Here is a 14,214-nt window from a genome sequence, read left to right on the forward strand (position 1 = left end):
AGGGCCGGCCCATCATCATGCACCGCCCATGGAGCGGGTGAACGCAAGCCGTCATGCCGACTCGCGCGTTTCCCTTATGAGGAGGATATGCAACAGATTGTGGCACAATTGCAACGGAAAGCTGCAACCGGCGGCTCGCAGCGTCAGGAACTGCGGGAGCTGCGATAGACCGAGACGCCGAGTTCGCGGATCTTCTTGCGCAGCGTGTTGCGGTTGAGGCCGAGAAGGTCGGCGGCGCGGATCTGGTTGCCGCGCGTGGCCGTCAGCGCCGCCAGGATCAACGGATACTCAACCTCATTCAGCACCCGCTCGTAAAGGCCGGAGGGCGGCAGTCCGTCGCCGAAGCCGGCGAAATAGGTGCGCATGTTTTCTTCCACCGCCTGGGCGATGGTTGGCATGCCGTTCCTGACCGATGTACCCTCGGCGGGCGCTTCCGGCTGATCGGCCTGCAATTCCTGTTCCACGATCTCGCGGGTGATCACTTCCTGCGGATAGAGCGCCATCAGGCGGCGGACGAGGTTTTCCAGTTCGCGGACATTGCCCGGCCAGGCGTAGGATTTCATCGCGTCCAGCGCCTGCTGCTCGAAGCGCTTGCCGCCAAGCCCCTCGACCTCGCCCTCATTGACGAAGTGGCGCACCAGATCGCCGATATCCTCCGCCCGTTCACGCAGCGGCGGCAGGCGCAGCGGCACGACGTTGAGGCGATAGTAGAGGTCTTCGCGGAACAGGCCCTGATTGATCGACTGCTTCAGATCCTTGTTGGTCGCCGCCACGATCCGGACATCGGTGCGGATCGGCGTGCGCCCGCCGACGGTGGTGTATTCGCCCTGCTGCAGCACGCGCAGAAGCCTTGTCTGCGCATCCATCGGCATATCGCCGATTTCGTCCAGAAACAGCGTGCCGCCCTCGGCCTGCTCGAACCGGCCGGAAGACCGCGTCTGCGCGCCGGTGAAAGCGCCCTTCTCGTGGCCGAAAAGCTCCGATTCGATCAGATCGCGCGGGATCGCCGCCATGTTGATCGCAACGAACGGCCCGTTGCGGCGCTTTCCGTAATCATGCAGCGCACGGGCCACCAGTTCCTTGCCGGTGCCGGATTCGCCGGTGATCATCAGCGTCAGGTCGGTCTGCATCAGGCGAGCCAGCACCCGGTAGATTTCCTGCATCGCCGCCGAGCGGCCGACAAGCGGCATGCCGTCCTGCATGTCGTCGCCGAGCTTGGCCGGCTTGCGCTTCGGTTCCGACAGGGCGCGGCCGACGATCGCGATCAGCTCCGTCAGGTCGAAAGGCTTCGGCAGATAATCATAGGCGCCCTTCTCCGAGGCGCGCACCGCCGTCATGAAGGTGTTCTGCGCGCTCATGACGATCACTGGCAGTTCGGGTCGCGATTTCTTGATGCGCGGCAGAAGGTCGAAGGCGTTTTCATCGGGCATCACCACATCGGTCAGCACCAGATCGCCCTCGCCGGCGGAGACCCAGCGCCACAACGTGGCGGCGTTCGAGGTGATGCGGACGTCATAACCGGCCCGGCTCAGCGCCTGGTTCAGCACGGTGCGGATCGCCGCGTCGTCATCGGCAACAAGGATCGTAGCTGTCATGTCATGTATCCATATTCGGGCTGGCCATCTCCGGCGGCAGCGGCAATACGTCTTTCGAGACCGGCATGAGGATGCGGAAGGTGGTGCGGCCGTTCATGTTCTCGCACTCAATGATGCCACCATGACCGCCGATGATCTTGGCGACCAGCGCAAGGCCGAGGCCGGTGCCGTTCGGCTTGGTGGTGATGAACGGATCGAACAGATGCGGCATCAGGTCGGCCGGCACGCCGGGGCCATTGTCCTGCACGCAGAACTCCAGCGGCAGCGAAATCTTCTCCCGTGTGCCGGCAACCGACATGCGGATGCCGGGACGATAGGCCGAGGTCAGGATGATTTCGCCATCCGGCTTGTCGCCCACGGCTTCCGATGCGTTTTTGATCAGATTGAGGAACACCTGAACCATCTGGTCGCGATTGGCGAAGACCTGCGGCAGCGAGGGATCGTATTCCTCGGTGATCTTGATGTTGCGGGCAAAACCGGCCTTGGCGACCGCCTTCACATGATCGAGCACGGAATGGATGTTAAGCGGCACCCGGTCGATCGGCCGCTCGTCGGAAAACACCTCCATCCGGTCGACCAGCGAGACGATCCGGTCCGATTCATCGCAGATCAGCCGGGTCAGCGCCCGGTCGTCGTCGCTGGCATTGGTTTCCAGAAGCTGGGCCGCGCCGCGAATGCCCGACAGCGGGTTCTTGATCTCGTGGGCGAGCATCGAGGCGAGCCCGGTCACCGAGCGCGCGGCGGCGCGATGCACAAGCTGCCGGTCGATCTTGTCGGCCATGGAGCGGACCTGGAAGACGAGGACCACCGCCCCCTCCTCGCCCACCGGCGCGACATAGATGTCCACCAGCTTGTCCTGCCCAAGGCGCGGTGAGGACAGGTCGACGCGATATTCGTTGACCGGCGCGCGACGCTCGCGCACCTGCGCGATCAGCGCCAGAAGCGGGCTGTCGAAGGGAATGAAATCGGACAGCGTCTTGCGCGACAGGTGTGATGCGCTGGCACCGAAGAAAACCTCCGCCTCCCAGTTGGTATAGGAGATGCGGCCATCCTCCTCGACCAGCACGACGGGGTTTTGAATCGCGTTCAGAACCTGAAGAGCGACGGCTTCCGCGCCGAGGCGCTGGCTGCCATTGCCGATGACGGAATTCATGCCGCTTTCCTTTCGGGCGATGCGTGTTCGAAGATGGCGGCAAGCTGCGCTGACACGAAATCCGGGTCGTCGGCGGTCATGATCGAGGACCGCGCCTCCGCGCCGATGCCGGGCGCAAGCCGCTCAAGGTACCAGCCGAGATGCTTGCGCGCGTGACGGACGCCGACGGCGGGACCGTAGAAGCCGATCATGGCCTGATAATGCTCGATCGCGATCCGCGCCTTTTCGCCAAAAGCGGGTTCGTTCCGGCCCGCCAGATAACCGGCATGCCAGGGACGGCCCTGACACGACCGACCGACCATCACGGCCGTGATGCCGGGTCGCGACAAAAGATACGCTGCGTCTTCCCGGCCTTCGATATCGCCATTGGCGATGAAGGGAACGGAAACGACATCGGCAACGCGCTCGATCGCCTGCCAGTCGGCTTCGCCCTTGTAGAACTGCATGCGGGTGCGGCCGTGGACGGTGATTGCCTGGACTCCGGCTTCTTCGGCGCGCTTTGCCAGATAGGGCGCGTTGATGCTGTCATGGTCCCAGCCGAGCCGCATCTTGACCGTGACCGGCACGTTGACCGCGCCCACCGTCGCCTCGATGATTTCGAGCGCCCGCTCGGGCTCGCGCATCAGCGCCGATCCGGTATAGCCGCCGACAACCTTCTTGGCCGGGCATCCCATGTTGATGTCGATGATATCCGCGCCGTTGGCCTCGGCGATCCGCGCCGCCTCCGCCATGTAATGCGGATCGCGCCCGGCGAGCTGCACCATATGCGGCTTCAGCCCCGCGCCGCGCAGCCGAACCCAGCTTTCGGCGGTGTTGAACGTCAGCTCGCGGCTTGCGATCATCTCCGTCACCACGAGCCCCGCGCCATGCCGCCATGCAAGCGCGCGAAACGGCAGATCGGTGACGCCCGACATCGGCGCCAGAATCACCCGGTTGCGGATCTCGATCTGGCCGATCCGAAAGGAATCAGAGAGATTGCGGTGAGGCAAATGGCTATCTTTCATGCAGCACATCACGTTGCCCTATTTTTAGACAAGACGCCAATCCTTGCCAAGCGTTTTCGCTGGCGCCTTACAAAATTTAGGCAGATGCTGGAAAATTGGGTCAATCCGGGTAAGTTCCGGCCAACAGGAATCAACACGCAGGTTCTAGCCGAACATGGCAGCAGGTGAAAGCTACAATCCAGGGGTGGTCGTGGTTGCCGCCGGACGCGGCGAACGCGCCGGCGTGCCTGAGGAAGGGCCGAAACAGTATCGCCTGATCGGCGGCATGCCGGTGATCGCCCACACCTTGCGTGAATTTGCCGCATGGGGCGGAGCGACAGCCGGCATCGTGGTCGTCATTCACCCGGACGACGAGGCCCTGTTTGCCGAAGCGCTTTCTCACCTGACGAACCACGTCGGCATCCGCTTCGTCCACGGCGGCGTGACACGGCAGCAGTCCGTCCTTAACGGCCTCGAGGCGCTCGCGGCCAATGCGCCGAGCCATGTCCTGATCCATGACGCCGTCCGCCCCTTCTTCGATGCCGCTCTGCTTGAGCGGGTGTCCGATGCGCTCAATGCTGGCCACGCCGCGGTCCTTCCGGCCGTGGCCGTTGCCGATACGCTGAAGAAGGCGGATAGTGACGGCAATGTCGGCGCCACCGTCTCGCGCGCCGGCCTTTATGCCGCCCAGACCCCGCAGGCCTTCAGCTTTCCGCTCATTTGTGACGCCCATCGCAAGGCGGCCGCCGAGGGCCTCACCGATTTCACCGATGACGCCGGCATCGCCGAATGGGCCGGTCTTCCGGTGCGGCTGGTGGACGGGCTCGCCGACAATGTGAAGCTGACCTACAGGAGAGACATTGCCATGGCCGACGAGAAGCTGTCGCGCACCCTGATCGCCGATATCCGCACGGGCAATGGCTATGATGTTCATCAACTGGTGCCAGGCGACGGCGTCACACTCTGCGGCGTCAAGATACCGCATGACATGGCGCTTTCCGGCCATTCCGATGCCGATGTTGCCTTCCACGCGCTGACCGACGCACTGCTTGCCACCTGCGGCGAAGGCGATATCGGTGATCATTTCCCGCCATCCGATCCGCAGTGGAAAGGCGCTGCTTCGCACATCTTCCTGGCTCATGCCGCGAAGATCGTGCTCGAACATGGCGGCGTGATTCTCAATGCCGACGTCACCCTGATCGCGGAAGCGCCGAAGGTGGGGCCGCATCGCCTTGCCATGCGCGAGAATATCGCGGTCTGCCTCGGCATCGATCTCGCCCGCTGCTCGGTCAAGGCCACCACCAACGAGACCATAGGCTTTGTCGGCCGCCGCGAAGGCATCGCGGCTATCGCCACAGCCAGCGTGAACTATGGAAATGTGACATGATCGACGCCGATATCACCGAACGCGCCCGCACGCTGATCGAACATTGCAAGGCCGCCGGCCTCACCATCGCCACCGCCGAATCCTGCACCGGCGGGCTGGTGGTCGCAGCGCTTACGGATATCGCCGGCTCCTCGGCGGTCGTCGATCGCGGCTACATTACCTATTCCAATGAAGCGAAGATGGAGATGCTGGGCGTCAGCGCCCGCACGCTGGAGGCCCATGGCGCTGTCTCGCGCGAGACGGCGCTGCAGATGTCGGCGGGCGCGCTGCTGCGCTCCGGAGCTGATCTGGCGGTCGCGGTCACCGGCATCGCTGGCCCGTCTGGCGGCAGCCCGGAAAAGCCGGTCGGTCTCGTCCACCTCGCCGCGCGCGATCGCCGGGGGCACCTGCACCATATCGAAAGCCGCTACGGCGATATCGGCCGCCACGGCATCAGGCTTGCCACCGTGCAGACGGCGCTTGGCATGCTGGAAGGTCTGATTCAGGCGTAGATTTCGTCCGCCCGCGCCTCGAAGGCCTCGGAAAACTTGCGGAACGCCCGCTCGAACATCGAGCCCATCATCGCGCCCAGGATCCGGTTCTTGAACTCGTAATTGATATAGAATTCAACGGCGCAGGCGCCCTCGCCTTCCGGCTCGAACCGCCAGCGATTGTCGAGAAAGCGGAACGGCCCGTCGACATAGCTGACATCGATCTTGCGCTCGGCCTGGTTCAGCAGCACCTGGGTAGTGAAGCTCTCGCGGATGCCCTTGTAGCCGACGGTCATGTCGGCGATCAGCAGCGTCTTGCCGTCCTTCTCGCGCGAGGAGCGCACGGTCAGCGCCTCGCACAGCGGCAGGAATTCGGGATAGCGTTCGACGTCTGCAACCAGATCAAGCATGCGATCGGCGGAATGGCTGACGTGGCGGGTTGTCTTAAACTCTGGCATGATGTTTCAGCTAATGCGGCAAAACGCGGATGGCAAGTCTTTCGTTTCGGGAAGCCGGAAGTTTGAAGGCTGCAACAGGTGTCTAAGGCGTGGTCGTGCGATGGTTTGCGGCCTTTCACACCCCACTCGGGTCACCCTCGGGCTTGACCCGAGGGTCCAGGCGGCATTCTCCGTGCGGCCTGGATGCTCGTGTCAAGCACGAGCATGACTCATCAGCGAGGCTTCCCGACAGTGGATTTCGCACCTGCAACACGCTTCCCCCTTGCAAATTGCGCCGCATACCGGATAATCCATGTCGTATCGCGCTGGGAGAAGCCACGATCAGTGGTGCCGAAGGAGCAACCGCCCCGGAAACTCTCAGGCAAAAGGACCAGCGCGAGGTTCTGAACTCTGGAGACGAGGTCGCGGTTCGCTGTGGCTGGCCGAAGGGATAATAATCTCAGGCAAACGGGACAGAGGGGGCTCATTCGCTTCGGCGTTCTTTGGAACGTCGACCCTTGAGCCGGCGTTTTTCTGGGAAAGACGCAATCCGGAGGCAATCTCGTGGTCTCGCAAGAACCGTTGAAACAGACCCCGCTTCACGCGCTTCATCTGGAGCTCGGCGCCCGCATGGTGCCGTTTGCCGGCTACGACATGCCGGTTCAATATCCGATGGGCGTTCTCAAAGAACATCTCCATACCCGGCAAAAGGCCGGCCTTTTCGATGTCTCGCATATGGGGCAGGTCTGGCTGAAGCCGATTTCCGGCAATCTTGCCGATGCGGCATTGGCGCTGGAAAAGCTGGTGCCGGTGGATATCGCCGGGCTGAAGGCGGGCCGCCAGCGCTATGCCTTCTTCACCAATGACGACGGCGGCATTCTCGACGATCTGATGGTCGCCAATCGCGGCGACCACCTTCTGGTGATCGTCAACGCCGCCTGCAAGGCTGCCGATCTCGCCCATATGAAGGCGCACCTTTCCGACCTCTGCAATGTCGAGGCCTTCTTCGAGGAAAAGGCGCTGCTGGCGCTGCAGGGCCCGAAGGCGGAGGGTGTGCTCGCGCCGCTCTGCCCGGCGGTGACGGAGATGAAATTCATGGATGTTCGCGCCTGCGAGGTCCTCGGCGTCACCGTCGTCATCTCCCGCTCCGGCTATACCGGCGAGGATGGCTTCGAGATCTCGGTGCCGGCCGACAAGGCCGAGGAACTCGCCCGCGCGCTGCTGGCGCATGAGGATTGCGAGGCGATCGGCCTTGGCGCGCGCGATTCGCTCAGGCTCGAAGCCGGGCTCTGCCTCTATGGCAACGACATCGACGAAACCACCACGCCGGTCGAGGCGGCGCTCGTCTGGGCCATCCAGAAGGCGCGCCGGCCAGGCGGCATCCGGGGCGGCGGCTTTCCCGGCCAGGAGCGGATATTCCGTCAGCTTGAGGACGGCGTGCGCCGCAAGCGCGTCGGCCTGAAGCCCGAGGGCCGCGCCCCGGTGCGCGCGCCGGCGAAGCTCTTTGCCGATGACGCCGGCGAGCATGAACTCGGCCACGTCACCTCCGGCGGCTTCGGCCCTTCCGCCGAAAGCCCCGTCGCCATGGGGTATGTATCCGCCGAACACGCCGCCATCGGCACCACGATTTTCGCCGAGGTGCGGGGCAAGTACCTGCCCGTCACCATCGCCGACATGCCTTTCGTTACACCCACCTACAAGCGCTAATCAGCGGGAACACTGTCAATGACCATCAAATTTACCGAAGAACATGAATGGCTGAAGATCGAGGGCGATGTCGCCACCGTGGGCATTACCGCCCATGCCGCCGAACAACTCGGCGACCTCGTCTTCGTCGAACTGCCCGAGGTGGGCGCGACCTTCTCCAAGAATGACGATGCCGCGACCGTCGAATCGGTCAAGGCCGCTTCCGACGTCTTTTGTCCGCTCGATGGCGAGATCACCGAGGTCAACCAGGCGATCGTCGACAATCCCGAGCTCGTCAACTCCGCGCCGATGGGCGATGGCTGGTTCTTCAAGCTGAAGCTCGCCAACCCCGCCGATGCCGACGCGCTGATGGACGAAGCGGCCTATAAGGAGTTCATCGCCTGATGACGACGCCTTCGGAATTCCAGTTCACCGACTACCAGCCCTACGACTTCGCCAACCGCCGCCATATCGGCCCCTCGCCTGCCGAAATGGAGGCGATGCTGGAGACGATCGGTTATGACAGTCTCGACGCGCTGATCGACGACACCGTGCCGGCCGAAATCCGCCAGCAGGAGCCGCTAGTCTGGGGCGCGCCGATGACCGAGCGCGAGGCGCTCGACAAGCTGCGCGAGACCGCCAACAAGAACAGGCCGCTCGTCTCGATGATCGGCCAGGGCTACAACGCCACCATCACGCCGCCGGTGATCCAGCGCAACATTCTGGAAAACCCGGCCTGGTACACCGCCTACACGCCCTATCAGCCGGAAATTTCCCAAGGCCGCCTCGAGGCGCTCCTGAACTTCCAGACGATGATGGCCGACCTCACCGGCCTCGACATCGCCAACGCCTCGCTGCTCGACGAGGCGACCGCCGCCGCCGAAGCCATGGCGATGGCGAACCGCGTGGCGAAATCCAAGGCGACCGCCTTCTTCGTCGACGAAAACTGCCATCCGCAGACGATCGCCCTGATCAAGACCCGCGCCGAACCGCTCGGCTGGGATGTCATCGTCGGCAACCCCTTCGAAGACCTGAAACCCGACGCCGTCTTCGGCGCGATCTTCCAGTATCCCGGCACCTATGGCCATGTGAGCGACTTCACCGGCGTCATTGCCGATCTGCACGAGGCCCAAGCGATTGCCACCATCGCCGCCGATCCGCTGGCGCTGACGCTTCTGAAATCACCGGGCGAAATGGATGCCGATATTGCCATCGGCTCGTCGCAGCGCTTCGGCGTTCCGCTCGGTTATGGCGGTCCGCATGCCGCCTATATGGCCGTCAAGGATGCCTACAAGCGCTCCATGCCCGGCCGTCTCGTCGGCGTCTCGGTCGATAGCCGCGGCAACCGCGCCTATCGTCTGGCGCTGCAGACCCGCGAACAGCATATCCGCCGCGAAAAGGCGACGTCGAACATCTGCACCGCCCAGGTGCTGCTCGCCGTCATGGCCTCGATGTATGGCGTGTTCCACGGCCCGGACGGGCTGAAGGCGATCGCCCAGCAGGTGCACCGCAAGGGCGTGCTGCTGGCGAAGGGCCTCGAGGCGCTCGGCTTCACCGTGGAGCCGGAAACCTTCTTCGACACCGTCACGGTCGAGGTCGGCGCGTTCCAGAGCCTGATCATGAAGAACGCCGTCGAAAACGGCATCAATCTGAGGAAGGTCGGCGACACCAAGCTTGGCATCTCCGTCAACGAGCGCACGCGGCCGGCCCATGTCGAAGCCGTCTGGGATGCCTTCGGCGGCAAGTTCTCGATCGCGGAGTTCGAAGCCGATTACCGCCTGCCGCAAAGCCTTTTGCGGACAAGCGCTTACATGACGCATCCGATCTTCCACATGAACCGCGCCGAAAGCGAGATGACCCGCTATATGCGCCGCCTCGCCGACCGCGATCTGGCGCTCGACCGGGCGATGATCCCGCTCGGCTCCTGCACGATGAAGCTCAATGCCACGGTCGAGATGCTGCCGATCACCTGGCCGGAATTCGCCGACATTCATCCCTTCGCGCCGGAAAGCCAGACGGCCGGCTATCGCGAGATGATCGCCGATCTGTCGGAAAAGCTCTGCCAGATCACCGGCTATGACGCCTTCTCGATGCAGCCGAACTCGGGCGCGCAGGGCGAATATGCCGGGCTTCTGACGATCCGCCGCTATCACCGGGCGAATGGCGAGGGCCACCGCAACATCTGCCTGATCCCGACGTCCGCGCACGGCACCAACCCGGCCTCCGCCCAGCTTGCGGGCATGAAGGTCGTGCCGGTGAAATCGCGCGACAATGGCGATATCGACCTCGACGATTTCCGCGCCAAGGCCGAGCAGTATTCCGCCGAGCTGGCAGCGTGCATGATCACCTACCCCTCGACCCATGGCGTGTTCGAGGCGACGGTATCGGAAGTCTGCGACATCACCCACGAACATGGCGGCCAGGTCTATCTCGACGGCGCCAACATGAACGCGATGGTCGGCCTGTCGCGGCCGGGCGATATCGGCTCGGATGTCAGCCACCTGAACCTGCACAAGACCTTCTGCATACCGCATGGCGGCGGTGGGCCGGGCATGGGGCCGATCGGCGTCAAGGCGCATCTGGCCCCGCACCTGCCCGGCAATCCGGCAACGGATGCGGACGGCGGCGCGGTCTCGGCCGCCCCGTTCGGCTCGCCCTCGATCCTGCCGATCTCCTGGAGCTACTGCCTGATGATGGGCGGCGAAGGGCTGACGCAGGCAACCCGCGTGGCGATCCTCAACGCCAACTACATCGCCGCCCGGCTGAAGGGGTCCTACGCGGTGCTCTACAAGTCGGACAGGGGCCGCGTCGCGCATGAATGCATCATCGACACGCGCCCGCTGAAGGATAGCGCCGACGTCTCCGTCGACGATATCGCCAAGCGCCTGATCGACTGCGGCTTCCATGCGCCCACGATGAGCTTCCCCGTCCCCGGCACGCTGATGATCGAGCCGACGGAATCGGAGACCAAGGCCGAGCTGGACCGCTTCTGTGACGCCCTGATCGCGATCCGCGCCGAGATCACCGAAATCGAGGAAGGCCGCGCCGACCGGGACGACAACCCGCTGAAGAACGCCCCGCACACGGTGGAAGATCTCGTCGGCGAATGGACCCATTCGTACTCCCGCGAACAAGCCTGCTTCCCCCCCGGCGCCTTCCGCGTCGACAAATACTGGCCGCCGGTCAACCGCGTGGACAATGTCTATGGGGATCGGAACCTGGTGTGTGCGTGCCCGCCGATGAGTGAGTATGCGGAGGCTGCGGAGTAAGGGACTGGGACTATTGGAAGAGTAAAAAATACTAGGCCGGCGGCAACGCCGGTTTTTTACAGGCGCAGCCTATATGTGTCGACAATTCAGCCGGCAACAATGAAACGTTCTGGATTCCCCGCTTGAATCCAGTTTCGCATCTCCTCAAGACGCTCACTGGTAGGGAGATTCAGTGCTTCCTTTTCTGAATGTCCCTCGTATATCTTTTTTTCCGTCATCCAACCCAGAAATGTCTCATAGTCGGCTTTGATCAAAGCAGGACCAGAGACATTGGCAAGCGCCGCCTCAACTTTAAAGAAGTCGCGAACGTGCTTTATCACCAATTCATAATCATCGCGATGAAAAGCAACATCCTGCCCCGCTGCATCCGAAAGAGCTGCCTTCAAGTCGTAAGCATCACGCTCGAATATGAGAAATTTTTTAAGATGTAGCGACCCGCTCCCGCTTCGTCTCAGCCCCAAATCGGCGCCATATTCAAACGGCATATTCATTCGAAAACATTCGTCGACTTCACGCGCTCGACAACGTGAAAGATCATGAATGGAATATTGTGAATTACGCATCAGCTCGATAATTTTGTCGAGTCTGTTCTCGCCCGCTTCCAAACGCTCAGTAGCCAGTCGCGGAACAAAGCCAAAATAAACAATACAAAAGAGCGCCGCCTCAAGAAGCGGCGCATAGGCCTCGTCAAATGGACAGTTGATGAATACAGATTTTTCAAATGGCGAGACTGCCATGCTCAACCTTTCGGTGGAAATGGATCCTTCCCGAAAGAACTGCGCTCGCGGATACGCCCGTCCCTTCCGTGAATATAAAGCTCTGTTCCTTGCTTCCGGGCTTTTTCACGAGCGTTATCAATCGCCTCTTGCTGCGTTGAGAATGTTTTGCTTGCTCGTTCTGCACCTGACGTTCTCACACTCCATTTGCCGCCGTTGGGAACTACATGCTGACCTTTTTTCACATGTCTGACCATTAAACGCTCCTTGACGCCAAATATAACTGATCAAGCTATTATATAAACGATATCCTCATGCTTTGGTAGGCCGACCAAAGCCCTCACGGCACCAGAAACTCAAACGGCGCCGCCTCTTTCATCAGCCCCGCGACATCCCCGCCCGGCAGGGCCGGATCGTTCAGCCCCAGCGTCTTCGCCGGAGCCCCCTCGGAAAGATCGAAATCCGCAAGATCGACCCAGAACATCGACGGGTTGATGACGGAGTCGAAATAGTAGCGGCGGTGGTCGTGTTCGGCGACGGTGCGCCAGAGGGTGGAGGCGATGTTGGGTTTTTCGGGGTCGGACATGCCGAGCGGGGTCGAGATCGCGCGCACCTGCGAGAACACGGAGGCGAGTGCCGCGCGGCGGTCCTTGAGCGGCGTTGCGGATTTCAGGTTGTAGCTGGCGCGGGCGAAGCGGTCGGCGGCGTTCACCGTGCCGGGCAGGAAGCTCTTGCCGCCGACAAGGTTCCAGTAGGAGTTGATCGCAAGCTGCTGGTCATAGGTCGGCGAATTGGTCATCACCCTGTAGTCGCGGCCGTGGTGGATGGTGAGCTTGCCGCCGACGAATTCGAAGATCGCGCTGTCGCCGGAGGCATCGGAGAGCGCCAGATGCACGGTCGCCGGCGCGCCGTTCGGCGCCTCGCCGGTGATCACCGTCAGCGGGTCGCCGGCCATGGCGTCTGCTGCTTCCGCAACGGTCGCGAAATTGTCGAGCATGTATTGCAGCCAGGCGCCGACCGAGATCAGCGGTTTGCCGCGCGCGGCCGGATCGCCATAGGACGATTCCACCAGATAGAGCATGTTGCCGGCAAGGCCCGCCTCGTTCATGCCGTCGGAGGTGGCGAGATTGTAGATCGCGACGATCACCGAGCCGTATTTCGAGGTCCATGTGGCCGAGCCCTCGCCCACCCCGCCATCGCGGGCAAGCCCGCGCGGAAACACCCAGAGGTCGGATTGCATGGTCACGTCGCGCCAGTCCATCGAGCGGCCGGTGATGTAGGTTGAGGTTCCGGTCTCGTAGAAAATCCGCGTGCACATGATCTGTCCTCCGTCGCAGCTGTTATCGTTGGCGAAGGCTAACCCGGCAGCGGGCGGCGGACAATCGAAAATTGCGTCAGAACCGGCTTCGCGCCGCCACGAATTTGGCGAGGATCGGCCCGAGCGCCATCACGAAGAAGAACCGCGCGATCTGCATCGACATCACGAAGGCGACGTCGACATCGGTGGAGGCGGAGATGACGGCGATCGAATCCGCCCCGCCGGGGCTGGTGGCGAGATAGGCCGACAGCGGATCAATGCCCGTGAGCCAGACGAGGAGCGCCGCAAGCAGGCCGCAGATCGCGACCAGCGCGAGGATCGAGGCGATGACGCGCGGCATGGCGCGGCCGGCATCGACGATCACCGCGCGATCGAACCGCGCGCCGATGCCCCAGCCGAGCGTGGCATAGGCGATGGCGAGCAGGATCTGCGGCAGCTCGATCTCGATCATGCCAGTGACGTTCAACACCGAGCCGGCGATCACCGTCGACAGCATAGGCCCGGCCGGAAGCTTCAGCCAGCGGCCGAAGAACACGCCGACAAGGATCAGGGCGAGCGTCTGGGCAAGCGGGCCCCATTGCGGCTCTGCGAACCAATAGACCGGCACGGCCGTTTCCGCTGCGCCCCCGGTATAGAACCGCGCGAAGGTGGCGGCGATGAGGGTGACGATGACGACCCGGGTATATTGCATGAAGGCGACGAGCCGCATGTCGGCCCCGAACGAGGCGGACATCAGCGTCATCACGCTCGCCGCGCCCGGAAACGCGCCCCAGATCGCGGTGGTGCCGGGCAACACCTGATAGCGCGCCAGCATCCAGCCGATCGCGATGCTGGCAAACACCACGGAGAGCACGCCGGCGACGAAGATCATCCAGTCGGCGGCGATCTCCTGCAGCACCGGCCATGTCATGGTCTGCGCGATCAGGCAGCCGAGCACGCCCTGCGCCAGGTTGAACGGCAGGCGCGGCATGGTGATCCGCCGCCCGGAAAACACGATCGCGATCGCCGCCAGCATGGGGCCGAGCAGCAGCGATGCCGGCAGCGCCACGAGCTGCATCAGAACCACGAGAAGGACGGAAAGCGCCAGAAGCGGAAGCCAGACGCGCAGAAGCTGCCTTTTGCCGCCTGCGGCGGATGCCGGTTCTTCCGGTTCTTCTGCGGAATTCATCGTGCGGTCAATCCTGAAACGCGGAAACGCCC

General features: G+C 62.9%; 14 protein-coding genes and 1 riboswitch. Of the genes, 6 read left to right on the forward strand and 8 right to left on the reverse strand.

From position 1 onward, the window contains the following. Positions 1 to 143 precede the first annotated feature (143 nt). Genes ntrC through dusB form a run of 3 tightly spaced genes read right to left on the reverse strand, consistent with a single transcriptional unit; the run spans position 144 to position 3,761 of the window. Complete coding sequence (gene ntrC, locus V6766_RS07905) at positions 144 to 1,595, reverse strand: nitrogen regulation protein NR(I) (RefSeq protein WP_448465218.1); 1,452 nt, start codon at positions 1,593 to 1,595, stop codon at positions 144 to 146. A 1-nt stretch (position 1,596) separates the two neighbouring features. Next, the gene (locus V6766_RS07910) at positions 1,597 to 2,748 is read right to left on the reverse strand and encodes a two-component system sensor histidine kinase NtrB (protein ID WP_448465220.1); all 1,152 of its coding nucleotides are present in this window, start codon (positions 2,746 to 2,748) and stop codon (positions 1,597 to 1,599) included. Continuing rightward, positions 2,745 to 3,761, reverse strand: a complete 1,017-nt coding sequence (gene dusB / locus V6766_RS07915; RefSeq protein ID WP_448465222.1) for a tRNA dihydrouridine synthase DusB — start codon at positions 3,759 to 3,761, stop codon at positions 2,745 to 2,747. The genes V6766_RS07910 and dusB overlap by 4 nt, the downstream gene beginning before the upstream one ends. Between dusB and V6766_RS07920 the strand changes: the two genes are divergently transcribed. From V6766_RS07920 to V6766_RS07930, 3 genes are read left to right on the forward strand one after another with little or no spacing between them, the layout of a single operon-like run. After that, positions 3,738 to 3,920 carry a hypothetical protein gene (locus tag V6766_RS07920; protein WP_448465715.1) on the forward strand — a complete coding sequence of 61 codons (183 nt, stop codon included), beginning with the start codon at positions 3,738 to 3,740 and terminating at the stop codon, positions 3,918 to 3,920. The genes dusB and V6766_RS07920 overlap by 24 nt on opposite strands. After that, a complete protein-coding gene (locus V6766_RS07925) occupies positions 3,907 to 5,118 on the forward strand; it encodes a bifunctional 2-C-methyl-D-erythritol 4-phosphate cytidylyltransferase/2-C-methyl-D-erythritol 2,4-cyclodiphosphate synthase (protein ID WP_448465224.1) in 1,212 nt (403 codons plus the stop codon). The genes V6766_RS07920 and V6766_RS07925 overlap by 14 nt, the downstream gene beginning before the upstream one ends. Beyond that, a complete protein-coding gene (locus tag V6766_RS07930; RefSeq protein WP_448465226.1) occupies positions 5,115 to 5,609 on the forward strand; it encodes a CinA family protein in 495 nt (164 codons plus the stop codon). The genes V6766_RS07925 and V6766_RS07930 overlap by 4 nt, the downstream gene beginning before the upstream one ends. Here V6766_RS07930 and V6766_RS07935 read toward each other — a convergent pair. Next, on the reverse strand, positions 5,600 to 6,046 hold the full coding sequence (locus tag V6766_RS07935; RefSeq protein ID WP_448465228.1) for a type II toxin-antitoxin system RatA family toxin: 447 nt from the start codon (positions 6,044 to 6,046) through the stop codon (positions 5,600 to 5,602). The genes V6766_RS07930 and V6766_RS07935 overlap by 10 nt on opposite strands. Positions 6,047 to 6,342: 296 nt before the next feature. Then, a riboswitch (glycine riboswitch) is annotated at positions 6,343 to 6,429 on the forward strand. 160 nt (positions 6,430 to 6,589) lie between these two features. Between V6766_RS07935 and gcvT the strand changes: the two genes are divergently transcribed. Genes gcvT through gcvP form a run of 3 tightly spaced genes read left to right on the forward strand, consistent with a single transcriptional unit; the run spans position 6,590 to position 10,980 of the window. After that, the gene (gene gcvT, locus V6766_RS07940; protein WP_448465230.1) at positions 6,590 to 7,732 is read left to right on the forward strand and encodes a glycine cleavage system aminomethyltransferase GcvT; all 1,143 of its coding nucleotides are present in this window, start codon (positions 6,590 to 6,592) and stop codon (positions 7,730 to 7,732) included. Between the two features lie 18 nt (positions 7,733 to 7,750). Beyond that, positions 7,751 to 8,116, forward strand: coding sequence for a glycine cleavage system protein GcvH (gene gcvH / locus V6766_RS07945; protein WP_448465232.1), 366 nt, complete (start codon positions 7,751 to 7,753; stop codon positions 8,114 to 8,116). After that, positions 8,116 to 10,980 carry an aminomethyl-transferring glycine dehydrogenase gene (gcvP, locus tag V6766_RS07950; RefSeq protein WP_448465233.1) on the forward strand — a complete coding sequence of 955 codons (2,865 nt, stop codon included), beginning with the start codon at positions 8,116 to 8,118 and terminating at the stop codon, positions 10,978 to 10,980. The genes gcvH and gcvP overlap by 1 nt, the downstream gene beginning before the upstream one ends. Positions 10,981 to 11,066: 86 nt before the next feature. On the opposite strand, the gene V6766_RS07955 is transcribed toward gcvP, so the two are convergent. The 4 genes from V6766_RS07955 to V6766_RS07970 form a co-directional block, all read right to left on the reverse strand. Further along, the gene (locus tag V6766_RS07955; RefSeq protein ID WP_448465235.1) at positions 11,067 to 11,717 is read right to left on the reverse strand and encodes a hypothetical protein; all 651 of its coding nucleotides are present in this window, start codon (positions 11,715 to 11,717) and stop codon (positions 11,067 to 11,069) included. Positions 11,718 to 11,719: 2 nt separating this feature from the next. Continuing rightward, positions 11,720 to 11,953 (reverse strand): DUF2188 domain-containing protein, encoded by a 234-nt coding sequence (locus tag V6766_RS07960; protein WP_448465237.1) that lies wholly within the window; start codon positions 11,951 to 11,953, stop codon positions 11,720 to 11,722. Positions 11,954 to 12,036: 83 nt separating this feature from the next. Next, positions 12,037 to 13,014: a linear amide C-N hydrolase gene (locus tag V6766_RS07965; RefSeq protein WP_448465239.1), complete on the reverse strand. Its 978-nt coding sequence runs from the start codon at positions 13,012 to 13,014 to the stop codon at positions 12,037 to 12,039. Positions 13,015 to 13,090: 76 nt separating this feature from the next. Continuing rightward, entirely contained in the window at positions 13,091 to 14,182 is a 1,092-nt protein-coding gene (locus V6766_RS07970) for an AbrB family transcriptional regulator (protein WP_448465241.1), read from the reverse strand. Between the last annotated feature and the right edge of the window lie 32 nt (positions 14,183 to 14,214).

Source organism: Martelella sp. AMO21009 (genome assembly GCF_053484295.1).

What these genes read in the sequence shown, in the direction of transcription:
- V6766_RS07910 (WP_448465220.1), bottom strand. Translation starts at nt 2,748, where the DNA reads ATGAATTCCGTCATCGGCAATGGCAGCCAGCGCCTCGGCGCGGAAGCC.
- V6766_RS07935 (WP_448465228.1), bottom strand. Translation starts at nt 6,046, where the DNA reads ATGCCAGAGTTTAAGACAACCCGCCACGTCAGCCATTCCGCCGATCGC.
- ntrC (WP_448465218.1), bottom strand. Translation starts at nt 1,595, where the DNA reads ATGACAGCTACGATCCTTGTTGCCGATGACGACGCGGCGATCCGCACC.
- V6766_RS07930 (WP_448465226.1), top strand. Translation starts at nt 5,115, where the DNA reads ATGATCGACGCCGATATCACCGAACGCGCCCGCACGCTGATCGAACAT.
- gcvH (WP_448465232.1), top strand. Translation starts at nt 7,751, where the DNA reads ATGACCATCAAATTTACCGAAGAACATGAATGGCTGAAGATCGAGGGC.
- V6766_RS07960 (WP_448465237.1), bottom strand. Translation starts at nt 11,953, where the DNA reads ATGGTCAGACATGTGAAAAAAGGTCAGCATGTAGTTCCCAACGGCGGC.
- dusB (WP_448465222.1), bottom strand. Translation starts at nt 3,761, where the DNA reads ATGTGCTGCATGAAAGATAGCCATTTGCCTCACCGCAATCTCTCTGAT.
- V6766_RS07970 (WP_448465241.1), bottom strand. Translation starts at nt 14,182, where the DNA reads ATGAATTCCGCAGAAGAACCGGAAGAACCGGCATCCGCCGCAGGCGGC.
- V6766_RS07920 (WP_448465715.1), top strand. Translation starts at nt 3,738, where the DNA reads ATGGCTATCTTTCATGCAGCACATCACGTTGCCCTATTTTTAGACAAG.
- V6766_RS07955 (WP_448465235.1), bottom strand. Translation starts at nt 11,717, where the DNA reads ATGGCAGTCTCGCCATTTGAAAAATCTGTATTCATCAACTGTCCATTT.
- V6766_RS07965 (WP_448465239.1), bottom strand. Translation starts at nt 13,014, where the DNA reads ATGTGCACGCGGATTTTCTACGAGACCGGAACCTCAACCTACATCACC.
- gcvP (WP_448465233.1), top strand. Translation starts at nt 8,116, where the DNA reads ATGACGACGCCTTCGGAATTCCAGTTCACCGACTACCAGCCCTACGAC.
- V6766_RS07925 (WP_448465224.1), top strand. Translation starts at nt 3,907, where the DNA reads ATGGCAGCAGGTGAAAGCTACAATCCAGGGGTGGTCGTGGTTGCCGCC.